Here is a 26470-nt window from a genome sequence, read left to right on the forward strand (position 1 = left end):
TCAGGCATGGCCCGCATTATTAATCGACAATGGGCGTACGCGGAGACTCGCGTTCGGATTCCACTGGGTCTCGTTCTGGCCCACGTGGTTCAGGAAATCGTCGAGCCACTCCTGCGAACCGTTCGAAGGTCCCGAGGCGAGATGCTCGACGGCATCGAGATTATTCTGCCAGTTTATGCTCGTTGTTTCCTTCGCGCCATTGATATTACGCGAGGAGTGCTGCTGTGGTGAAGAGACGTCCTCTTGCGGGACTGTCGAACCCTTCGGAGCGCCACCCGTCAGGCTGGCAGACAGCGAGACAAAAGACTTGCCCGGATCGTCGGTCATGCCGGCGTCCTTGCGGACGCCGTTCTGCGACGTGCTTGCGATCGGGCTCAGGAGGATATTCGAGATCAGCGTAATACCGCTGGGCTCGTCCGCCTTGGCGACCGCGGGTAGCGGCGGCGCGATCGTGGTCGTTGCCTGCGCGAGCGGGATCAGCGTCATCTGCGGCACGGCCTGGGCGGCAACCACGCTCTGCAGCACCGCCGCGGAAGCCGGCGCCGGATGCCAGGCAGGCTCCGGCAACCGCCTCTCGCCGGCACCCAGGACCATGCCGGCCACGTCGTCGCCGGAGTCTTCCGGCATTCCCATCGCATTGCCCATCTCATGGACGAGCGTCGTGAGAAGGTCCATGCGTCCGGCAGCCGGGCTCGACGGTGCAGCTTCGGATACCTCGCTGGACAGCCTGATCGAGAACTCCCTGCTGTCGCCGGGCGTCGGGTCGACGAACCATCCCCAACCGGCAGCCTCGCCATCGAGAACGATCGTGGATCCCGTCGTCGCGCCCAACATCTGGTCGGGCAAGTCGGCGATCAGCACCGTGACCTGATCGAGGATCGACAGGCGCGGATCGGACGGCCCAAGCGCGGCGGTCCAGGCCTGTTTCGCAGTCGCAACGATGGCCGCCAGCTGGTCGGCTGTCACGACGGCGACGTCCGTCGCCGGAGGCGCCGCCAGAGCGGCCACCTGCGGCGTGCCGCCACCGGCATAGGCGATGTCGTCACCGCGGATCAGCACGTTGTCGAAGGACGCATTGCCGTTGCGGGCATAGAGCCCGAGACTGCCGTCGTGCACCAGGTAATTGTAGTTGAAGCTCAAGACACTCTTGCCGTTTAGCACGACGTTGACGTTGTTCACGACGCCCTCGGATAGGGCGACTAGCAGGTTGTAGTCGGTCCCGGCCGTGATGGTCGTGCTTGCAACGGCGTCGACGTACCAATTGCCGTTGCTGCGATGTCCAAGGACGACCTGGTTGGTCCCGGCGATGATGCCGGCATAGAGGAAGTCGTTGGTCGACGTGGTCGCGAAGGTGAGCCCTGCCGATGTGCCGGCCTTGCTCGCGTTCACTGTCGCCGAATATTCGACGTAGGACAGCGGCGCCACCGCCAGTTGCCTCGTTGACAGGGCGGCGTCGTTAGCCGGCGGAACCGCAAAGTAACGACCGCTGGTCCCGCTGGTGGTGGTCCATGTACCGGTCTGGGCCGCAAAGTTGTTTGCAACGCCGTCGGAGAAATCCTCCAGAACATTGTAGGTGAAGCTTATCGGCAACCTCTGCACGGTGTACGAGGTGTAGGCGGCAAGGGAGTTGTTGGTGCCGACGCCGACCATTCCCGTGTTCAGCGGAGCGTTGAACGCATAGGACACCTTCAGCGTGCTCGCTGCCTTGCCGCCGTTTGCACTGGTCACCGTCAGGGTTGCCGCGGTTCCGTTGACAGTGAGCAGCAGAGTGTTCTGCGAGTTCAGACCCAAGCCCGGTTTGCCGGCGGAGAGCGTTGCAAGGTCCGTCCAGCCGGCGTCGGAACGCTGACCGATCTTGATCACGTTGTTGGTGACGTCGAGACCCGCGTACTTGAAGTTGTTCGACCCCTGATAGTCGAAGATGATGAACCCATTCTGCAAGGTGCCGCCACTCGACACCTTCATGGTCGACTGAATTTCGAAGAAGTTGCCCGGCAACCACGCGTCGAGATCGAACAGGCTGATGTTGTCGCCGCTCACGTTCAACGTGCTGTTCTGGTAGGTGCTATTGGTTACGGACCAGCTGCCGCTGTCTGCGAACATACCGGTCACCGTATTGGGAGCGTAGCTTGCGCTGCGCAGCACGTCGCGCTGCGTGCCTGGGGTGTTACCGGCCTGCGGATCGGTCGGCGCACCGGTCTGAGCGTGCCAGGCGGTATCTTGCTGCAGCACCAGGCCGAGTTCGCCCGCCGGCTCTCCGTTGCGACCCGGATTGGGATCATTGTTCTTGGTCGGCACCGGCGGCGTCGCGCCGTTGTTCAGGTCGGAATAGCGCGTTGCGTCGACGCCGTCGCTCAGAGACTCCGCGTACAGGAAGTGGTGCAGGAACGGCTGCATCGTCCGACTTACCGTAGCCATGCCGAATTCGGAGAACGGCACGAGATAGCTGTTGTATTCGCCGACCCAGTCGATGAGCCGGTCACCGCCCGTGTTGGCGATCAGAACGTCCTTCCCTGCTCCGCCGTAGGCCCGATCTTCATAGGTCGGCGCGGTCTCCGGAACGTTGTTCAGCCCGCCCGCCGTCGTCAGATCGTCGTCGGCATTGAGGAGGTCGTTGCCCCAGCCACCATAGGTGTGATCGCGGCCCGTGCCACCGACGATCCAGTCGTTGCCGTTATCGCCGAAGATGTCATCGTTGCCGTCGTCATGAACGGCCGGGTACGTGACGGACTGGTTCTGGTTGCCCGGCGTGGTGCCACCCGGCCTCAGAACGCCTTCGGTCTGGTCGAAGTTCAGGAACCATTCGAGGCCGGTCCCCGTGCTGCTGGCAGTTCCATCCGTATTGAGGAGAATCTTCCGCATCGGATTGTTCTCGTCGTACAGCGCGAACTCGCCCGTACGATTCGCGATGTGCGGATGCGTGAACTTGCCGTCCGGATCCGTCGGATTGAAGCGAAGCGCGTCGCCCGGATTGAACGGATGGTAGTAGTCGGTCTCGGCGATGCCCGTCAGGTCGAGAGTCTTCGCGTTCTCCACCTGGGTGTAGGAGAGCTTCAGCGACTCGGCGCCCGAGATCGCATCGTCGCCGGAACCACCATGGATCCAGTCGCTGCCCAGGCCGCCGAAGATGATGTCGTCGTTGTGCGACTTTGTCTTGCCGTCGCTCGCGGCGCCATTGTTCTTCGTGCTGAGGACGGCGAAATCGTCCTTGGTTCCGTTGAAGGTCGGATCCGAGCTGAACGGCGTCAGGTCGACGGTCTTCTTCAGAGCGCCGCTCACATTGATCGTGTCGATCTGCATGTTGCCCGGCGTGTAGATGAACTCGTTCAGCGCGTTGCCGTTGCTGTACTTCGGATCGGGATCGCTTGGGAGCAGCGGCGCGATGCCGTTGAGCGGTTCGCCGGCGCTCACTGTGTACTTGGCGCTGGTCGGGTCGGCGCTCAGGCTGTTGCGGCTGGTATAGATCCGGCCGTCATCGCCGATGATGCCGTCATCGCCGGTGCCGCCGGAAATCCAGTCGTTGCCGTAGCCGCCGATGATGTCGTCGTTCTGGCCCTCGCCGTACAGCCAATCATTGCCGAGTTGGCCGTAGATGAAGTCGTCGCCGGATTCACCATGAATCTCGTCGGCGGCACCGATGTCATTCGGCGCGATTGCCGGGTTGGTGGGGTCGGCGCCGTTGAAGTCCGGGCCACCCGGAGTGTAGTCGAGCAGCCGCACGGCACGCACGACGATCTTGACGGTTTGGTCGTAAAGCGTCCCTTCCGCGGTGCTGGTCTCGTAGTTGAAGCGCAGGAAGCCGTTGAAGCTCTGCACCTGGGTCGCGATGGCGGTCGTGGTGAGATCGGCGTTCATCGTGAAGCTCGCGACGGTCCTCAGCCCGACCGGATCGGCGACGTTTCCTTTGACGCCTACCAGCCGGATGATGTCGCCGTTGTCGCCGACGATCGCGTCCGAATCGTTCGCATGACCATTTGCGCTCGTCGTAATGTTGCCGTTCGAATCGATTGCCGCATCGCCAATGGCATTGCGCGCGACGGCAACGCCGGAGCCGCCGAAGATCAGGTCCGAGCCGTCGGGACGCAGGCTCTGGGAAATATTGAATGTCGGATCCTTGAGGCTGAACATGTCGGAGTTGCCGCCGATCAGGTCATCCTGGTTCTGGTTGCCCAGCAGCAGATCGTTGCCGGCGTTGCCTTCGATGTAATCCTGGCCATCGGCCGCACCGTCGAGTGACGGGCGCAGCACCAGACTGTTGTCTGCGGCACGGAACGGATTACCGGCGATATTGGTCGCGGTCTGGTACACCCCGACGCGTCCACCGTACTTGTCGCCCGAGCTCACGATCATCGCGCCGACGCCGTTGTCGACCAGGATATGCGACACATAGTCGATCGATCCGTCGCCCTGGACGGTGTCATTGCCGGCCTGGCCGAAGATCATGTCGTCCTGCGGGCCGCCTGCAATGTAGTCATCGCCAAAGGACTTCTCGACCGTCGCCGATTTGGTCTGGTCGGGCAGCGTGTCGTACATGGTGACGAGGTAGTCGCCCCACGCCCCGTGCCCGCGCGGATCGGCCTGCGGAATGCCGTTAGCGTAGTCCAATCCGGCCGCCAGCGTGTCCGTGCTGAGGGCTGTGCTGTAGATCTTCGTTCCGGACAGGGTCTCGAAGCGGAGATTCGCGTAGTTACCGAAATGACCGGTACGGTCGAGCGTGACGTTGTCGCCGAAGATCAGGTCGCGATCGGTGCCGCCATCGAGCGCATCGCTGCCCGGGCCGCCGATCAGAACGTCTTCGCCGCCGTTGCCGTAAACGATGTCGTTCTTGCCGTTCTGCCGCGACGCACTCGTGATCGCGATATCACGCAGCGTCGTCTCGATGCGCTGCGGCTTCAGGTCCACCGGCTTGGTGGTATCGCGCGCGCCGGAAACGTCCTGACGCACGTCGCCCAGATCGGCGAAGATGATGTCGTTGTAGTCGCCGAACGCGTTGGTCGCACTCGAGCCCTGCGCATCACCATAGATCAGGTCGCTGCCGGCCAGGATCGGATCGACATTGACTGCCCCGGAGGTACCGGCCGCATTGGCCACCACCATGACGCGCCGGATCACATCGACGTTGATGCCGGAGTCGCCATAGATCTGGTCACCCCCGCGTCCGCCGATGATCGTGTCGTTGCCGGACCCGCCGGCCAGGAAATCACTCGCCGCACTGCCGAGGATCGTGTCGTCGCCGCGGCCGCCATAGGCCGTGATACCCACGGTCGGCAGACGTCCGTCCGCGATCCCCGCGAACAGAGTGTGCGCGTCGATAGTATCGTTGCCGTCGAACTGGTATTGGGCGGCCAACGGGAAGACGAAGAAGTCCGCATTCTGGCCGAGGCGATTGCGTTCGACGATGGTGTTGGTCTGCGGAGCGCCACCATTGAGCAGGGCCAGCGCGCCGGGCCGCAGGTTTGCAAGATAAAGGGTGTCGCGGCTCACTGGACCACCGCTGATGACGACGGTTTGAGAGCCGCCCGGCGTCACGGCCTTGTCCACGGTCAGCGTAAGACCATCAAGCGAAACGGCCAGCACCTTGTAGACCTGGTCGTTGGTTTCCACCGTTGCGCCGTAGAGCGCGATCGAGATCGCCTTGTCCGGGCTCGCCGGATTCGTGAATCCGTCGGTGATCCAGCTGCCGCTCGAGCGCGTGATGAAGTTCTGCCCGCCTGAGCTGGAGAACGATACCTGGTACTGCGTTCCGATCTCGGCGATCGTGCCGACATCGATGCTGATACGCGCGGTCTCGAACGTGCCCGGCGCGGTCGGAATCAACTGCTGGACCGCAGCAAGAGTGAGCTCCGTCGCGGTGACGCCTGTGATGACGTAATTCGGGCCCCCACCGCCGTCATTGTAAGTGGTGCCGGAGATCGAGATGCTCTGCCCGATCGCAAACTTGTCGGCAACCCAGCTTCCACCGGCGTCGTTGCGGGTGATCGTGTCGCCGCCGCCGCTGCGGGCAAAAACCAGTGACGTGTAGTTCTTGCCGATTGCGATGAGGCCTTCGGGCACGAATCCCGGATCGTATTGGCCGGAGGCGAGCTTGATCGACGCGGTGTTCCACTCCTGGACCGCCTGGGTGGTCGAACCCGCCGCATAGCCGGGCAGCAGGTTGTTGACCACGAGGACATCGGTCGCCAAGGGGTGCGCCAGCGGGTCGGACGATTTGAAGCCGTACACGGTGCCGACCGAAACGCCATTGATCGTGACAAGGCCGTTGACCTTGAAGCCCGCCGTGACCCACGAGCTGCCATCCGCCCTGGTCAGGTTGCCGAACGTATCATCCGAGATCGACACCGTATTGAAGCCGGTGTACGGCGCGCTGATTTGTACCGTGCCGGCCGGCGCGGTGAGATTGTCGAATCCAACCAATGGAACCGACGGGCTCGACAATGTGAAGGTCACGTTGTCCATGTGCGGCTGCGGCTTATTGGCAAACTTGCCGAGCGACTGCTGCGTGGCGACGCCGTTGTACCAGACGCCATCCTGCGACGTATCGCCGTAGACAACGAGCGGCGCATCGACGTTGACCGTCATCGGCACGGCGGCCTGACGCGGCAGAACCGCGCCGCTCACCAGCAGGGTCTTGTAAGGCGCGGTGGGGAGGCCGGTGATAGGATCGACCGGACCGACCGGATCCGCGAAACCGGTGACGATGAAGTTGCCATAGAGCGAGATCTTCGCCGATTCGCTCGCGCCGAAGTCCGCTGTCGGCACCACGGTGTTGGCCGCGGTCAGCGTCAGCGTGGTCGCCGTGACATTGGCAATCGTGAAGCTGCCGTTGTTGGTCAGGAAGTCGCCGCTATTGCTCGGGTCGGTGTTCTTGCTGGTCGTGTCTGTGATCACGATTGTCTGACCAGCCACAAACCCGTCGCTCACCCAGTTTCCGCTGCTGCGGGTGATCGTATCGCCCGAGTTGCTGCGCGCGAAAACAACCTGCGGGAAGTTGAATGTAGCGCTGATGGTCACCTGCTGGCCGACCGCAAAGGCGCTGTCGCCGCTGTTGGTGCCGTCCCAGGTATGGCCGTCATTGCGGGTCAGGCGATCCGTCGTACCCGCCGGATCACCCCCGACACCTCCGACGGGTGCCACAGGCGCCGTCACGTCGAAATTGCCGGTTACCACCTCGGTGCTGCCGTTGACATTGATGGTGTCGCCGCCAATGCGGACGATCGCGACCTTCTGCACCGCGGGCAGCGTCGTGAGATCGGCACCCTGCAGCGTCAGCGTCGTCGCGGTCGGGTCGCCGGAAACCAGCCAGTAGCCCGACTGACCGCCAATCGTCACGGCCTGTCCGGGCGCAAAGCCGTCGCTGATCCAGTTGCCGCCATCGCTGCGGGCGATCGTGGTCTTCGTGAGCGCAAACGGTGTTGCCGGGCTGGAGGAGACGATGTTGCGGCTGTTTACAGCCACCACGCCCGCCGTGGGCGATACTGCTGCAAGTGCCGCACCATCCAGGATGAGCACGCTACCGAACCCCGTGGTCGGCGTCGCGTTGTCGAAGCCGAGCACCGTGCGTGTGCCGAGGAGCCCGCCGATCGAAAACGCCACCTGCTGTCCGACCGCGAAGCCGAGGCTCGCCCAGGTCAAACCGTCGTCGCGCGTGATGCGGTTGAAGCCCGTAGCACCCGATACTTCGAGGGTTCCGGTCGTCTGATTGCCGAGCATCTGGCCGCTGACGACAGCAAGTTGATCGATGACCGAAATCGTGCCGAGTTGCTTGGTGCCGAGCGTCAGAGGCGCGACGCCGGCAGGCAGCAACGTCAAGGCGCTGCCGGGCTTGTGCGAGGCGTCCGGCTCGGCGGCCGGCGGATTGCCGATGGCAATGATCGTGTACGAGCCGACGACGCCGCCATCGTTGAGCAGCACTTGCTGCCCGACCGCAAAGCCGTCGATCGTCCAGTCCAGACCATCCGAGCGAACCAGCTGGTACGTGCCAGCTTGCGCGCCTGCATAGGTGCTGAACGAACCGCCGTTGTTGGCGATCAGCTGCAGCGGCGCGTTGCCGCCGCCGTGAATCGTGGTGAGCCCGCCATGCTCGGAGACGAGGCCGATGGTACCGTCGGCATTGTGGTCCGGGCCCGGAATGAGGGTGCTGTCGATGTCGAGCTTGTCGTTGCCCTGGCCGAGGAACAGGTTCACGACCTCGAGCGTCGAATGGCTGCCGTCGGTCAGGAATATATGCTTGCTCGGATCGCCAGGGAACTGCGGATCCTGCGCCAGCACGATCGAGCCGTAGCTGATGCCGCCCGGATATACGCCGCTCTCGCCGAACGGATGTGCTCCACCGAGTATGGCTGTGAAGTCGAGGCCCGCCTTGTTCATGTTGAGGCCGGTGAGCGACGTCGACGTCAGCTTGCCGGTGGCGGCTCCCTGGGTGCCGTCACTATAGACATTGAGCACGTCGATCGACTGCGTCTCCGGCGGCTGCGGCGGAATGTTGAAGAACGGGCCATTGGCCTCGCCGGGCAGCAATACGGCCTGCACCAGCGAGCGGTCGGCGCTGGTCGTGCCGCCCTCGACCGCGAGCGGGCCTCTGATGCCGCTCAACGTGTGGGCCGATTTCGGGAAGGCTCGCAGGTTCTCGTGGCCGGGCTGGATGTCGAAATACGGATCCGCCTGCACCTTGATCGTCGCCTGCGTGTACCAGGCATAGGTTCCGCCGGTCGGGTCGAATTCGACCCGTGCGGCCATCTGCACCATATTGACGTTGATCGCCATGCCTGGCGTCAGCAGGGACGCTAGAGACGGACGGCCGCTATAGGGGACGGTGCCATTCAGCCCGTTGCTCGCCGGATGATCGGTGAGCACCATCTTGTCGAGCTTGCCGGCATCGGTACCGGTGATCAGGTCGATCTTCACCAGCACCGCGCCGCCGCCGCCCAGAGGCGTGATCTGTACCAGCTGGCCTTCGAAGAAGCCGCTGTCGAGCCAGCTCGAGCCGTCGGTACGAACCAGCGTATCGAGCATCTTGCTGATGCTGGCGCCCTTGAGGTCACCGGCCATCCCGCTCAGCCCGGTCGTGGCCGTCAGCGTCAGTTGCGTGTCGGTCACGCCGCCTGCGGCGATGGTGAAATCGCCCACGCTCGTGCCGTCATTGCGCTGCAGGCGGATGATTTCGCCCGCCGCAAAGTTGTCGTTGATGAAGCTTCCGATGCCGGAGCGCGTGATCACCGCCCCATTCACCTGGACGTTGCCGGTGAACATCAGGAACGCCTCGTCCGCCGCGGTGTACTTGACGTTACCGTTGTTGTAGACGCCGTTCGACTTGACAGTGGTGATGGTGATGGTCTGGCTCGCCGTGGTGTTGAACGTCCCCGACACGCTCGGCAAGGTCGCGCCACCGGCGTTGGTCAGCTTGATGAATTGATCGCCCACCGATCCCTTGGCGGAATCGATCTTGTAGGTGCCGTCCACGCCGCCCGGGCCGGTGCCGGTGATCGTGATCGTCTGCCCCGGCAGGAAGCCGTCGGCGATGAAGCTGCCAAGCTGGGACCCGGGTGCGCGGGTGATCATCCAGGCGCTCGTCGCGGGATCCTGGCCGACCGAGATGTTGCCCTTGGTGAAAAGGGTCAGCGTCTGGGTAAAGCCGGTTTGCTGCAGGGTGATCTGGCCGCCATTCGTGAGAATGTCGGTCTGTCCGTCGGTGATCGCGTCAACACTGACCGTGGTCTGTGGAACCTTGGTCAGGCGCATCGTGTAAGTGTCGGGGTCACCCGGGCCTTGCGTGGCCGTGCCGGCGCTCACCAATGTGCTGCCACCGCTCTCGAGCGTGAAGACGCCCGCCGCGCCGTCATCGAAGACCTGCGCGTCGATGGTCTGGGTGATGTCCGAGCCGTTGATACGGAACTTCACGGTGTGCTGTGCTGTGTTCTCGATAGCAGGAATCACCGTCAACCGCGTGGTCAACGTCAGGATAGTGCCGGTCACATCGACGCTCTTGATGACGAACAAGGCGTTGTTGGTGAGGCCGTCCAAGATCGTCTGCGTGCCCGAGATGATGATGTTCTGGCCCGCCTTGTACCCGTCCGTGATCCAGCTGCCCGACGAGCGAGTGATGGTATCGCCCGTGACGCTCTGCGCAAAGGTTAGCGTGGGACCGGAATAGACGATGCCTGTCGCGGCATTCTTGTAGGCCGTGTCGGTCGTCACGGCCCCGTTGATCGCGTCGACGACGCTCGCCGTAATCGTGGTGTCGTGCGGATCCTCCGTCGTGAGGCGCTGCACTGCATGCGTCGTCACGATGACCGGATGGTTCCAGTTGGATGCATCAAAAGTGATGTAGTACACGCCGTCCTGGTCGGGCAGCGTCGGTTGGACGATGTTGAAGCGGGGGTCGGCTGAACTCAACGAGACACGAAGATCCTTTGGCGCAGTCGGATCAAGATACTGCGGGTTGATCGCCACCTGGACGGTGCCGGTCGGCGCGGTTGCAAGCTCGACCGCGAAGTAGTCGTCCACCGCAGTGACCGGAGGAGGATCAGCAGGATTGTTCAGGGGGCTTGCGCCCTCGAGCACCTTGGTCACGCCATCGACCGGCCGGCCATAACCCGGATATTTCACGAAGTCCGGCACCGTCACCGTGGCGTCGAGTTGCGTCACCTTGACGGCAGGCTGGTCGTTGTCGTGGATCGTCACCTCGACGTTGCGCACGATCGCGTGGTCGAACGTCGGATCGGTGCTCAGCACAGTGTGGCTGATCGCAACCGTGCGGTCGCCTTCGGCGAGTTGGTCGTCGACCGCCGTGACGTGAACGTACTGTTCTGTGTCCCAATTGCTGCTGTCGAACACGAGCACGATCGCTCGCGCCGGCACGTGGATCAGCGTGCCGTTGAGCACCACATCGCGCGCGTAGGCTGCCGGCGTCAACAGACCGGCCTTGTCCTTGTCGCCCATGGCAAGGGTATTGCCGGAAGCCAGCAGGACGCTGTCGCCAAGTCCCAGCGTGTCGATGATGTCGCCAGACGCCGGAACGAGGGCGCCGTTCGCGACATGCTCTTCCTCCGGGTTCATCGCGGCCGAGATCGTGACGTAGACGGATGTTCCGACGACTGGGATGTGCCCGAGTCGAATGCCGTAGACATCGTCCGCAGGATTGGCGCCGATCGTCTTGCCTTCCGTGACATCGGTGATGCCCGGGCTCAAATCGTCCGGAACGTTCTCGTCGATGATCACCTGTCCCTGGTCGGGACGCGAGACGCTGAGCGAGATGCCGTCGGGAACGACCGGCTTGTATGCTCCGTCGTCGGTCGAGATCCGATGATTGATCGTCGAGCTCGTGCCGTTGATGTCCCGCGACACCACGTCGCCAGCCACGTCGCCCGCGACGTTGATGGCATCGTTGCCCAATCCGCCGATCACGCGCACGGCCATGCCGGGCGGCGTGCTCAACACATCGATCGTGTCGTCGCCTTCGAGAGCATCGACCTCGAGCACCTCGATGTTCTTGTAAGTCACGGTCAGACCGGCGCCGAAGATGCCCTTGTCGGTCACGACGATATGGTCGGCGAACTCGGTGCCGAGGATCACCAGCTTGTCGAAGCCTGAGCCGCCATCGACCGAAACCGGCGCGTTGATGTTGTACTCCACCTGGTTGCTGCCGGCACCAGTGCGGATCGCCGTCTCGGCCGCCGTGGAGAAGCCCTTGGTCAGCTTCGGCATCGCGATCTGCTGCACCGGATCGAGCCAGACGATGTCGCCGCTCGTGGGATCGGTCTGGGCAAGCGCGAACGCGCGAACCGTGAACAGGTCGTTGCCGTCGTCGCCTTCGAGACGCAGCACCGCCTGGTTGCTGTAGACCGTGAACGTGTCGTCGCCGCTGCCGCCCTCGGCGACCAGCGGAGAGGTCGCGCCGGCCGACAGCCAGCCGCGCGTCGTCGCCACCGTGCCGTAGATGCTCTGCGGCGTGAGCGAGTTGGCGAGCTGCGGGAACAGGTCCGCGGCGGTGACGATGGATCCGCCCAACGTGTTGCCGAGCGGCGCCGGCTGATGCGTGCTGCCGTCGCGCTGATAACCGTAGATCTGTCCGACCTGGAACGTGTCGTTGGCAGAGCCGCCATCGAGGGTGGTGCTGGTGGCCTCGTCATCGACCGCGAAGTAGTCGTTGCCGCCCTGCCCGAACACCATCAACCGGCCATTGATGGAGCTGTCGTAGTTGATGCGCTGGACGGATTCCGAGCGCACGGTTCCGTCGGCCGGCGCGTCGGAAGTCTGCGTCTGCGTAAGGGCCGAGCCGGGCTTGGTCGGATCGAAATCGAGCACGGCAACGAAGGCCGACTCGTTCGCGTAGAGTTCAGGACGGGCTCCGGTCTCGCGCGGAATGTCGGTCGTGCGACGAAGCAGGAAGATATCGTCGAACGCCTTGCCGGCGCCGATGAAGTTCGGATCGATATTGTCCTTGCCGTATACGGAGAGGTTGTTGACACCGTCCGTCGGCCCGCCGGTGTCGAGCACGTTGATCACGTAGTTGCGATTGTACGTGTCGCCCTGCTCTCCCTGCGTACCCGTCGTGTTGACGACGTAGGTATCGGTCCCGGCCTGGCCGTCGAGGGTCAGTGTATCGCTCGACGCCGTCGCCGGAGCGGTCTGGCCGTACACCATCGACTGCAGCTGGTTGACCACGAAGAAGTCTTCGCTGTCGCCCGTCGGCGCAAACGGATTGAGCCTGGTATTTTTGATCTTGACGTTGACGTTCGAGGCCCCCGTGACGACACGGGCGGAGCTCAGGGTCAGCACCGTTGCCGCGGCTGAAATCCCCGTAACGGTATAGATGCGATTGTTGGCGATCGGGTTGCTGGGATCGCTGGAATCGACCGTGATGACGTCGCCGATGGCGAAGCCCGCAAAGGTGCCGCCGTCCGTACGCGTGATGGTGTCGCCATTGGGATCGGGCGCAAACGTCACCTGCGCATCGATTCCGGCAGTGGTCGGGGTCGGCGTATTGCTGCCGTAGGCGCGCGTGGTACCACCGGAATAGAACGACATGAGGCGAACCGGTCCCAGTCCGCCGGTCGGAATCTTCTGGTCTTGTCCGCCCGGGATCGGCGAGGACGGCGTTCCGCTCTGGCCGCCGAGCCACGTCTCGTCGAAGAAGATCTGGTCGGTGTCGGCGTTGCCGAAGATGCGGGTGAGATATCCGCTCGCGGTCGGGCCGTGCGCGATGACGCCATGCAGATGCATGACAGTGCCGAAGTTCGGCGTGTCGTTCGGCGTATCGCTGTCGAATTGCGCCACGCCGCTGGAAAGCTCGCCGGTTCGGCGGAAATCGCCGTAGATGTCGACGTTCTTGCCGGCGAGAATCTGCGAGTTCGCTTCCGTGGTCACATTGTCGCCGACGCGCAGCAGGATCGACCCGTTCGGCGTGTTGACGAGACCATGCACCATCGTCTCCGGCGTATCCTCGAGGAACAGCACGCTTCCGGAGTCCAGAAGATGCAGATCCTCGCCCTGCACGGCGCTCTCGCGCACCGTGAAGCGGATGTTGCCGTTGATGTCTCCATCGCCTCCGGCAATTCCCAGCGCCTGCAACAGCACAACCTCGGCATCGCGCGCGTAGAACGTGCCCACAGCCGTCGTCGGCAGCGCTTCGCTGAGATCTATGCTGCCGGTCGCTCTTGCTCCGATCGTGCCATAGCCGTAGGCCTGCGAATCGATTTCGAGATCGTTGCCGCCATTCGAATTGCCGATATTGCCGCCCTCGGCAAACAGGTTGATCGTATTGCCGATGACATTGGCGGTATCGGCCCCGACGCCGCCATTGCGGGCATCGACGATGGAACCCGGATCCGTGGCGAGCGTTACGTCGCCCTTGGTCTGAACCAGATTGACCTCGAGGTCGTCGATCTCGCGACCCGAGCCATCGACGGGACCCTTCCCGCCCAGCCAGTTCTGCGACTCGAGGCCGCGCACCACCTCGGTAATGAAGATGCCCTGGGTGTTGGCCTTGCTTGCCACTGCGACGTCGTTGGCGGTCAGCACGCCGAGGCTCGAGCCCGCTCCATAAAGTTCGTCAACGTTGATCTCGAGGAAATTATCGGTGGCTCCGATGCCGCCGGTACCGGACTTGTCGCTGGCAGTGCCGGTGATGCCATTGTCGCCAGCCGTCATCGTGATGTTGACGGCGGTGACGTCTGCCTCCGAACCGATACCATCGTTCAAAGCATCGATGATCATCCTGGGCGAATGCAACGTCACGTCATTTGCAGTCGACATGACGCGGCCGACGCGCAGATCGTCGGTCTTTTCGGCCAGGTCGATCCAGCCGTTCGTCAAAACGTCGACATGATGGGTGTCGGACGGACCTGGCGTGCCGCCACCGACGATCTCCGTGATCGCCTTGACGTTGATGAGCCTCGGACTTGTCGCTGTCGGCTCGGCATTGGTAATGACGATGTTGTGGGCCGAGATGATGCCGGGGCGATAGAGATTGCCCGTCGAGTCCAGCGCTCGGATATCGTACGTGCTGTCGATATGCACGCCGCCGGTCCCGAATGCACCCTTGTCCTGCTGCAACGCGCTACCAGTGTCTGGCAGGAACTTGTTGAAATAATCCTTGGTGTTCGCTCCATCGCGGTCGATCACGTGCACGCCGCCGACCGTCCCGACACTCGTGTCCTGGACGCTGCCCCAAATGCGTAGGTTGGCGTCGCCCGCGGTATTCACCGCGTCGATAACGACTGAGTACGGCGTATTGTCGTCGCGCAGGCGCCCCTTGACGTCCAGCCAGGCGAACCCTTCGGTCGTGCCGTTGCCCTTGGCCACGGCCGTGAAGCGCTGCGCCGGCGTGAGCGAATGGAGGTCGGTGGCCGTCGCAGTCGGAGTGATCTGGATCGCCGTCGTCGGGCTCGATACCTCGGCCAGTTGGACCCGCAGGGAGTCGACCGCAATGATGTAGTAATAGTTGCCCGATGTCAGCCCGCCGAGCGCTGTGCCCGAGGCGACATATTGCACGAGCTCGCCATTGAAGAACTGGTTGAGTCCCAGCGCTATCGAGTGATCGCCGGCGCTGACGTTTCCACTCACGAAGTCGGTCTCTGCCGGAACTTTCGCGCTGTCGACCACATCGATGTTGATCCGATGCTGCGTCGGGGAGACCGGATCGGCGAAGTTCACGATGCCGGGGTTCTGGCCGATGTTCCCCTGCCGCGCCTCGATGTCGAGGACATTGGTTCGGATTAGCGAATCCGGATCCGCATCACCGTCTGCCCGGCTCGCGCTGGACAGGATGTCCCCATGGGTGTTGATGACGCGCGTGGTACCGATCGGATTGTCGATGACGCCACTAAGCGTGATGGTCGTCGAAGCCGTATTCGTATTCTCGATGTCGATCAGCGTCGGACTGACGTCGCGCTTGAGCTTGAAGGTCAGACCGCGCGAGCCCGTGTTCGAGATGTCGACCTGCGGCTTGTCAGCTGGATCGACATCCAGGACCTTGATGTCCTGTACATTCATATCCAGCGTGGACTTGTTGATCAGCTGAACGTGGTGATAGTTGTCCCGGAAATCCCACGTGCCGCCCGAGCCGTTGATCTGGCTGTCGCTGCTGCCGGTATCGCCAGTTGCGAAATACACGTCGCCGGGATCGTGATTGATGATGTCGTGGACGTTGATCAAGCCAACCGTCGCGGTGTCGAATATGACGTTGGACTGCTTCTCAACGTTGCCCGTCGGACCGATGATCAGCACCGGTGACTGGCCGGAATAGATCACCACGTCCGAATTGAAGGTGATCTGCGGCTTGATCTCGGGATTTAGGTCCGGATCGCCCGAGAGGCTAAAGCCCAGCGCCCGCACATGATCGGGATTGTCGCTGGTGATCCTCATGGTTCCGTCGGAGCCATCGAGCGAGCCCCGTGGCTGGTTGGTCATGTCGATGTCGAACGCGAGTCTTGGCGTCGAGCCCGGAGGAGGCAGCAAGGCCGGGTCCGCGAGGACGCCCGTGACCCTCGGGGTCGCGGTAACAATCGCGTCCGCATCCCCCTTGACTTGCGAGTCGAGCGTCGTGGTGTTGCTTGAACTGGAGTCGACGCCACCGAACAATCCGGTTGCGCTCGATTCGGCATGCGCTTCAGTGTCGATCGCTTGATAGGACGTGCGGAAATCCACACCTTCCCAGCCTGTGATCGTGGCAAAACCTTTGACCTCAATATTGAACGGAATGTTTACGTTGACGTTCGAGGACGCGGTGCCGACCGCAACCAGGCCTCCGCCGTCGCCCTCGCTGATTGCCTTGACGGTCATCTGCGGATGGTCTTGGTCGTCGCCGGTCGCCTTGGAGTCCCCGGTGCTGACCGACAGGACCACGATATTGCCTTCCACCTTTGCGGCTGTACCGACATTCACCTCGGTCTTGCCGCTGAGCGAGCTTGATGCGAAGGCGTTGGCGTCACCACCAAGGCCGACCCCGGTACAATCGGTGTTCGTGACCTGGTTCGCCTTGTCTTCGGCAGCGATGATGATCCTGCCGCCTGCGAGAATCGCTGTGTTGTCGTTTACGTTCGCTGCGGTGTCGACGCTGATATTGGAATGCGTAAACCCGACTGCGACTCCGACGAGGCCGCCCGTGATCGTATGCGCCGCGGCCTCGGCATTATTGCTCGTCAGTGCAAGCACTTTGACGTCACCGGTGGCGACAACGCGTCCGTCCACGTAGGCCTTGGTCTTGTGATTGGCGTCGTTCTGGTTGGCATCTGCGGTTGGCACGCCGATGCCTACGAATCCGCCGCCGTCATCCCGGGCGCTCGACGTCGCTTTGGTGGTCGACGTCGCCTTGATGATGACGTCGCCACCGGCCGACAGCAGATCCGCCGAAATGTGCGCGTCAACATTGGGATTGTCGTTCGTCGTCGCATTGGCAACCGCTAAGCCGAGCAGCGCGCCGCCGCCGGACCCCGTCGCGACCGCCGACGTCACGCCGTCGCAGCTCGGCGGCGAAATCACACCGAGGGACACACCACCCGGTCCCGTCAGCGTGACTGTCCCGGCCGGACCGCTGGTCAGATCGACGCGGAGTTGCTGCAATCCGGCGCCCTGCCCGGTGATGTCCACTGCCTCGCGTCCGATCGTGTGATCGCCGGTCGGGCCGAAAGGATCGGCCAGGGTCAGCGCCGCGTCACTGAGGTCCTTCAGCAGGTGCAGCTTGATCTGAGTGTCGCTGACCTTCTCAACATAGAACTGCTTGCCATCGGCATTGGTGCCTCCGGCCGTCATCGGGAGGTCGGACTTCTTGATCAGGCTATGCGTGACGTTCTTCAGCGCTGCAAACCCAGAATTGTTCGGGTCCTTGGTGCCCGGATCAAGGGCAATCACGACCTTCGCCGAGGTCGGATTGCCGCTGTTGTTCGAGACGACATTGCTCTCGACGAGCTCCAACGTGTTGCTTCCGGACCCACTCGCGATGTGGAAGGTGCCGTTGTCACCGCCGACTGCGTTGCTGATGACGATCGTCTGTCCGTTCACGAAGCCAAAGTCGGACCAATTGTGGCCGTCAGAACGCGTGATCGTATCGCCAGTGCCGTTCCTGACAAAAAGAACATTCCCCATTCCCAGTGAGGAATCGTCGCCGAGCTGGATCGAACTGCTGCTCGGTCCATTGACCGTCACGACTTTGTAGTCGGCACCGCTCGCCAGTCCACCGATTGGTGCGCCCGACGAGCTGTACCGGACGATGTCGCCGGTAGCAAAGCCCCAGCTGGCAGCATCGCCGTTGGAATTGACGAACTGGATATTGTTGTTGTCGACGTTGTTGTAGGTCTTGCTGCCCTGGTCGAAGATCGGGTTGCTGGAATTGACGTCGACTTGAACGCTCTGGAACGTGTGCGCTGCCGGCGCATGGTAGGTCACCGCGTCGCCATCATTGAGGCCGTGATTCGCGGCAAAAGTGATTGTGTCGCCGGACGCCGGGGGCGTGAATGCCTGCTGGGTGTAGGTTACGCCCGACGGCTCGCGCAGTTTGATGTGCGTCTGATCTGCCGGATTCGGCAAGAAGATGCTGTAGACATGTCCCGGCGTCAGCCCGCCGATCGGCGTGCTGCCGGTTGGCACCTCGTATTCAACGAGATCGCCATTGTTCAGGTTCACCGCCGATGGCAGTTCGATGATATCCGTGCTCGGATCGACCTTGGCGCCATCGAATACGTCGCCAAATGCGAGATGATCGCCATCGACCGCAATGACGGTCTTGATGATCGCAAGGGGCGCGTTGGTGTTGACATCGAAGACGTTGGGGGTCAGCCCGCCGATTCCGGCATTCGTCGGCAATTGCACCGTGTCGCCGGTCAGGAGCCCGTGGTTGGTGACATTGACCGTGTTGTTGTTGGGATCGCTCAGGTCATTGCTGGTATCGGTGTTGGCACCGATGATCTGATAGTTCGGCAGCGGCTTGGTCGCCTTGCTGTCGGCTGTGGCCGTAACCGAGACGGTACCGCCCGCCGTTACCGTCGGCGGATCGATGTAGGCCTTCACCGTCGGATTGGATGTGGCCGTCGAATCGACCTCACCGATGTGCACGCCCCCGGAGACGCCAATGCCTTTGGTCAGCGCATCGGCTTCCGGGTAAGCCACTGCCGCAATTTCGATGTTCCCGGTGACGTTGATGCTGCCGCTCGACGAGACATACGCCTCGACATCCGGTGAAACGGTCGCGGTCGCTCCATCATGATCCACTGAAGCCAGGATGCCGCCAACAACGGCCTGCGAGTTGGCGTTCGCAGCTTCCGTTCCCGTGGCGCTGATCTTCAGGGTCTTCGCCGTAGTAACGGAGCCATCCAGATGGGCAAAGACCTTGCCTTTGGCTTCCGCAGATGATTCCGACGCGGCGATGCCGATACCGGACAGGCCGAGGCCATGTGCCTTGGCGACCGCAGAGCTATTATCCGTAACGCTGATCGTGACCGTATCGCTCGCCGTCACTGTGCCGGTGATCTTGCTCTCCATGTCCGGCGTCATGATCGCGGTGGAAATGTTCGCACCCACGCTCAGGAGCGACGGGCCCGACGACGACGAGTTGTCCGTGGTGGCGCCATAGCCAACCAGAAGTGAATCGCCGTTCTCCGTCGCCGTCACGGTCACGTTCGTTGCGTTCACCGTGCCGTTGCCGATGCTCGCATGAACGGTGGTTTCCACGTCTGCCTTGTCGAAGGACAGGCCGACCGTGACGCCACTCAACACCGTGACGCCTTCCATGATTGGATTGACCAGGTCGATGGAGGCTGCCTCGACCGTCACGTCCTTCGTCACCTTGATATCGGCACCATCGCCGATTTCCGCGGTGGTCGACGCGGTGTCGATGTCGCGCGCAAAATTCACGCCGACCGCGACCAGTCCTGCCGAGATGGCAAGCGTATGGACGTGAGTCGTGGTGGTGCTGGTGGCCGTCACCTTGAGGGAATTCACGGTACCGACGGCCGCCTGGCCGATCTGCGCACCGCCATCGACCGTCGCACTCGCACCACCCGTCGTTTCCAGGCTGGTATAGGACACGCCCGCCGCAACGGCCCCCACGGAGACCTGACCGGTGAATTCCGTCAGATCACGAGTGTTGCTGGCGACAACAGAGACATCGCCGGCATCCGTCACACTGCCCAGGCTCGCCTGCGCCAAGCTGCCGTCACTGATGACGACGACCGCGGCGCCAATTCCAACAAACCCGACCGCGGCATCGAGGGCGAGCAGATTGAGGTTTTCGTTCAGGATCGCGTTGACGTTGATGTTGCCGCCGGCGCTCAGCGTGCCGTCGGCGAATGCCGTGACGTTCTCACCGAGGGTCAGCACGGAAACCGATGCGCCGGCCCCGACGAAGCCGCCGGCGGCCTGACCCGTCGTCACCTTGAACGTGTCGATCTCGTGCGCAATGACGTTTATCGCGGTTCCTGCGTTCAGATGTGCGCCCGACTTCACTACGGCCGACGTTCCGTTCGGGATCGTCGGGTCGCTCGCCGGCGCCGGCGCATTGTTTTCGCGGCCGCTGATATCCGAGGAACTCGGGGTTGCAGAATTGACCTGAGCGCTGGCGCCCGTCGTCGGATCCGAAATGGCATTGTTCAGCCGGCTGCGGTTGCTGTTCGCATTCCCGTCGCCAGTGAAGTAGTTGATGCCGTTGCCGGTGGAACTGTTGGTCACCAGGTTCTTGCCGGAGTTCGCCTCCGCCGCCGCGTCACCATCCGGGCCGTTCACCGAGGTCAGCGTCTGGCCATCACTACCCTGGCTGGAGAGTTGCTTCAGTCCGGTTCCGTCGTGCTTCTGTGCGTCCTTGGCATTGTCGTAAAGCTGGATCACGCCACCGCTCACCTGGTGAACGAAGACATGGTCGCCATCGCTGACGTCGCCGAGACCGGCGCCGTGATAGACCACCTCGGCGCCGTCGCCGAACCCGCCGTCGCTGCCCAGATCAATCGTGTGCGCGCCTGTATCGACGTTACCCTGGTCGAACTTGTGATCGCCGGCAGCGAGGGCGTCACCGGTATCCGCACCGTCCTTGTCCTTGCCGCTCTTCTCGATCTGCTTGCCGATCGCCCAGACGCTGACCGCACCGCCGACGCCGACAAAACCACCGGCACCGCTGGCGTCGAAGCCTGCAACGTCCTTCAACGACAATGCTTCCACATTGATGTCCGCGAGCGCGTTGACCGTCGCATCGGTACCGACGACCGCCTTGACGTTGTTGTTGACGTTACCAACATCCACCGCGCCGGAGACGCCGACGAACCCGCCGGCGATCGCCACGATGAACGTCTTTACATTGACGTCGTCGGCGGCGCCGACATGCACGCCTTGCTGCAGGCTCGCGTTGTTACCCGTCTGGTAACGCGTGTTGATCTGAGCGTTGTCGAGGATCGCGGCATCGGTCTCGCCGCTGATCAGTGTCACGCCGACCGCGCCGGACACGCCAACGAAGCCGCCGGCACCGGCTATGACGATATGCAACATGTCCGCCTTGGACTCGGCCTGAACGATCACGCCATGGCTCGTGGTTCGGGCGAAGTTGCTACCAACGATGTCGTTCAGAACGTTGTCATGGCCGCCGGTTCTGCCCAGCGCATCGACTGTGGCGCCGGCACCGATCGTCGCGTCGGTTTCCTTGTGGATGATCATTACGCCGACCGAACCGCCGACGCCGACGGCACCGCCGGCGATGGCTCCGGAAAGCTCGAAGATATGAGTCGTATCCGTCGCGTTGACGAACACGTCACCATAGGCGAACACGTCCGCATCGTGGTCGATATAGGCTTTGGTCGTGTTGTCGACGCTGAGGACGTCCACTGCGCCGCCGACGCCGACGAAACCACCGGCGAGGCCGAAGCCGATCATCACGACATTCTCTTGCATCGAGGCGGCTACAGTCACGTCGCCACCACCGGCAAGCGTACCGGCATTCACCGTCGCATGGTCGCCGATGAAGGCCAGGGTGGTGTTGCCGACTACGTTCACACCCACGGCCGGCGCGACACCGACGAAACCGCCGGCCGCCCCGCCCGCGATCGCAAGGTGATAGAAATCGTCTGCCGCGCCGATGATGACGCTGCCCTGCGCCGTATTCACGGTCGCATGGTCACCGACGTAGGCCTTGGTCGTCACGTTGTCGACATCGACTCCCGCCGACACGCCCACCCCGACCTCGCCAACACCCAAGCTGAAGGTGAATGTCCGAATGTTCTCCTTGTTCGTCGCACCAACTGCGACGCCCTGGAAACCAGGTGCGGTTTCTGCTCTCGTCGTACGAACGTTGTGCAGCGAATCGTCATCCTGGCTCGAGGTATCGCCACTCGTCGTGCCGCCCAGAACTTTATCCTGGCTGGGCGTTCCAACCATTCCGCCGGACCGCAGTGTGCTGCGCGCGCCCGGATCGTCGGATTCGGCACTCCGCGTACCACCCGTAGGACCTGTCTCGATGCCCTGTCCGTGTGGATCATGCGGATCAAAGGTGCTGGCGGCAGCGGCTGTGTCGATGTGGATTGCGCCCGTATTCACGGTCGCGCCGGAACCCAGCCCGTCGCCCGTGACCACGGCGTGGGAACCGATGAATGCCTGGGTATCCTTGTTCATAACATCGACACCGGCCGCGGCACCGATGCCGGCCACACCCGCCGCTGCGATGACCGCGGTGATCTCGTTGATATCGGTCTGGTCGTCGGCAGAAATAGCTACGGTGCCGTCGGCATGCACGTTGCCATCGCCGAAACTCAGTATTGCATCGTCCGGATCGTCGCCTATGAAGGCGCGCGTCTGCAGCTGGAACACGTTGATATCGGCATTGACGCCGACCCCGACGTCTCCACCGACGGCGACCCCACCCGAAACGGAGATCAGACTCTCGGTCGATTTCGCCGTGACGAAAATATTGCCGCCCACGGTCGCATCGACGGCCGAGTCGATGAAAGCGTTGGTGTGCTTGTTGAACACGCCGACACCGACACCGACGCCGACGCCGCCTGTGCCGCCGACCGCGATCTCACCGGCCACGGTGGTCACCGTGGTATCATCGGTCGCCTTGACGGTCAGATCGTGTGCGCCGACGATCGTGACATCCGCGTTGTGACCAATGCGCGCCGTCGTGTGCTCGGTCAGCAGGTTGACTCCAGCGGAGCCGGCGACCCCGACCTCACTGGCTCCAGCCGCACCCGCTGCGATGGCAATGACGTCCTCGCTTTCGGCGGCGATCACATCGATGTTGCCGCCCGCTCGCACCGTCGCAGAGGCTCCGACATAGGCCTGCACGGTCCCGTCATAAATCAATGTCGTGTTCGCGAGCCCGATACCGGCCGAGTCGCCGATTCCGATCGCGCCGGCGACCATCGTCGTGATGAACGTGCCGGTCGCTTTCACCGAGACGGAGCCATCGGAGCGCACGGTCGCCGAATCGTTGATGTATGCGTCGGTCTCGACATGAATGTCGGCGATCCCGATTGACGCTGCGGCGCCCACGGAACCAAAGCCGGCGCCCAAGGTTGCGGCGACCGACAACATCGTCTCGGGGGATGTCGCCGTCACGCTCACAGTTCCGCCACCGTTGTTTCCGACAACCGCGGACCCGTCGATGTAGGCTTTCGTTGTCTTGTGCAGGATCTCGACATCCAGTCCGACGCCGAAACCCGACGAATCGATAGACAGGGCTAGTGCACCCGCGACGCTGACGACCTTGGTCTCGTTTGTCGCCGCCACGCTGACCGTTTGTGCGCTGCCGACCGTATAGAGGCCGCCCCGATTGACCTGGCTGGAGGCGCCGATATGCGCGTCCACGTCGACGTGCAGGTCGTTGATGATGAACGAGCCGGCGATGGCCAAATCAGCTTGGCTGGCGGAACCGGCGACCGCCACCGAAGTCAGCTTCGGCTGTATCAATGGCAGGTCGATTTCGGTTGGCACCATGTGACTCTCGGCCTTGACCGAAATGGCACCGGCGGCATCCGCGTCACCACCGATTGCTGCCGTCGTCGAGGCATGCAGCAGCGTCACATTGATTGCAGCACCGAACGCCCCCTTATCCTTGGAGAACGCACCTGCAGCCGCCAACGTCTGCGGCCCGAGAACGGCAGTTCCATTGACCGTGATCCCGCCGTCGGACTCGAGGTGCGAGGTGCTTGCCGTCGATGCCTCGGTGTCGAAATGGTCGACGATGTTGATCGCCACCGAGCCGGCGATGCTCATGCCACCCTTGCCGCCTGCGGCCGCCGCACCCCATGCGACAAAATCGTCGGTCTCGCCGCTCGGCGTGATCGCCTGGATCGTGATACCCGCGACCGCATCATGACTGATGATGACCGAGCCGCCCCCGACCAGCGCCTTGTTTGTCGCCCCGAGCCAGTTGACGCTGACGCCGGCCGCGATGTGATCGTCGCTGTTCAACGCGACGCCGGTGCCGATCGCCTTGGCACTGCCGTCATATTCGGCCTGAGCAGAGATCGTCACAGCGCCCTGTGCCGTGATGTCGGCTCCGTGGGTGACTTGCGCGGTGTTATCGGCGAGGATCCGGTTGACCGCGATAGAGGCGGCGATGCCGACGCCGCTGTTGTTGGTACCGCCCTCGGAGGAAGCCGACGAATTTCCGCCTGAAGCGCCGCCGCTGGCCGTTGGCAGCGAGATGCCCTTGCTGTTTGTGTTCGAGCTGCTGCCGTTCACCTGGCCGTCGGCCTTCGTATCGGCATTGTCATCCGAGTCCTTCGCCCCTGAGACGGACGCGAGGGCCTTGGCCTCGCTCTTGACCGTCGAATCGGAGGAAACGGTCGCCGCACCCGCAGTCGTATTGACGCTACGGGCGAGTTCGGCGCTGACCTTCTCGGTAACCCAGGCAATTGAGACCGACGCGCCGACGCCGACGCTCTTGCCGGCTGCCTTGGCGTCTGTTTCGGTGTTGAAATCTGCATCGTTCGATGCGGTAACCGCAACGTCACCGTTCGCAGACAACAGTCCGCCAGTGCCGACATACGCAGTTGCCTTTTCGTCGGCGACCAGCACGCCAACGCCGATACCTACCCCGGTCCCGCCAGAGGACGCTGCACCGTTCTCGCCATGGGTGAATGCCGTATCTCCGGAGTCGGCCGAAACCGTGAAAGTCCCGACTGAACCGGACCACGACGACCCGTCGGTGATCTGTGCATTGACGGTATTGGTGAGCACATTGATCCCGATCGAGGCACCGACGCCTGCTTTCTCGCCTTCGGTGTCGCCGTGCGGTCTGGCGGTTGCCAAATTCGACTCGTCGCCGGCGGCCGAGACCGAAGAATTGCCTCCGGTCGTCGTCACGGTCGCCGAACCGGACAAATCCACGCCCGGGGTAAGGCCAACCACCGCCTGCGTGTCGTTGTTCACGATGTTGATTGCGGCCGAAATGCCGACGCCGATATTACCACCGCTGGCGCCCGACGTTGCGTCGGCACGCGAAGAGTGGGTGAGATCGTGCAGCTTCTGGCCGGCGGGCGCAGCGCCGCTCAGCGTAATCGCCTTTCCGTCGTAGGCATCGCCCAGCGACGCCGCGAGCTGGTAGTGACCGCCGGTCAGGTCGATGATGAAGTACGTGGTGTTGTCGCTCAAACCACCGAGTGGTGAACCGCCGTTGGCATCATATTTGACACGGTCGCCGGTGCGCAGGGTCTCGTCGGGGCCGAGATTGAGCTCGGTGATGTTGCCGGTCGGATCGAAATCAATCGCACCGATCGGGGTCGGGACGCCCCCGATGTATTTCCAGAGCTGGTTGCCCGATGATGACAGGGCGCCGGAACTGAGATCCACCAGGCCGGTGGCGCCGCCGTCTTCGGCATCCGCCTTGTTGGTGTCGTAAAGCTTGATGGTGCCGTCGCCGTTGACATGCACGTAATAGGTCGTGACCAAGGGGGTTAGGCCGAAGCCGCCGAGCCCGACATACTGGACTTGATCGCCGTTCGCGAGACCGGCATTGAGACCAACGAAGAGCGTATCGTGCGTGGTGTCGACCACCGGTACGGTGATCACCGGCGCGTCGATCTGCCGATCGGCCACGACGGCACCGACGTTCAGACCACTGCCGCTGACCACCGCGCCATTACCGACAAAGGCCTGGTTGGTGATGTTGTTGACGTTGACAGCGACCGCAACGCCGACGCCGGTGCCGCCGCTTCCGGTGACCGCGGAACCATCCGCGAGCGCATGCCCGTCGACATTGGCCTGCGAATGGACTGTAATCAGCCCGGTCGCCGTGACATGGCCGCTATCCGGAATCGACGCAACCGACGATCCATTCTCGATGTTGACCGCGATCGCACCTGCGACGTCGACCTGCCCGCTGCCGGTATCGGCATCGGGAGCGGTTGCGCCATTGTTGCCCTTGGCACTTCCACCCGTCTTGGTCTTCGCCGTGGTGTCGGCGAAGTTCATCTGATCCTGCTTCTTGCCGTCGGCTTTCTTGCCGCTGCCGCTGTCTTCGCCGCCCTTCACGCTTGCTTTCGCCGAGCTCTCACTGATCGAGATGGCGCTCGACATGAAGGCCGCCGCGCCGCCGCTCGTGAAGAGATTGCGGCCGGTGGTGGCCTGCGAGTCATCATTCACGATCGACAAGGCAAGCGAAATGCCGACGCCGGTCTTATCCGCTTCGGTGTCGCCCTCGGCGGAGGTCCTGACGACATTGGTCAGGGTGGAACTCAGATTGAATCCGTCGGCGCCGACCGTCAGCAGGCCGCCGCTGCCGATCGTTGCATGGGTATCGTCATTCGCGACCGAAATCGCGATGACGGGCGTGACCGCAGTCCCGCCGGCCGAACCGTTCTTGGCCTCGGTCTCCATCTCGTGCGCCGACGAGGCATCGAGCGTCAGACCCTTCGCGCCCGTGAGCAAGACATTGTCGTCGACGTAGGCGGCAGTCGTGTCTTCACCGTAGTTGAAAGCTACGGAGGCGCCGATTCCGGTTCCGGGATTCACGCCGTCGGCTTCGTGCGGCGTCGCCTTCGCGACGTTCTTGATG

General features: G+C 62.9%; 1 protein-coding gene (only partly in view). It reads right to left on the reverse strand.

Annotation, left to right across the window (positions count from 1 at the left end):
• Nucleotides 1-26470, reverse strand: partial view of an LEPR-XLL domain-containing protein gene (locus QY049_RS35665; protein ID WP_301270490.1) — the 3' portion only. 2012 nt of this gene lie beyond the right edge of the window; only the last 26470 of its 28482 coding nucleotides appear in the window; the start codon falls outside the window, past its right edge; it ends in the stop codon at nt 1-3.

It is taken from the genome of Bradyrhizobium sp. WYCCWR 13022 (assembly GCF_030435535.1).
Taxonomy (GTDB): domain Bacteria; phylum Pseudomonadota; class Alphaproteobacteria; order Rhizobiales; family Xanthobacteraceae; genus Bradyrhizobium.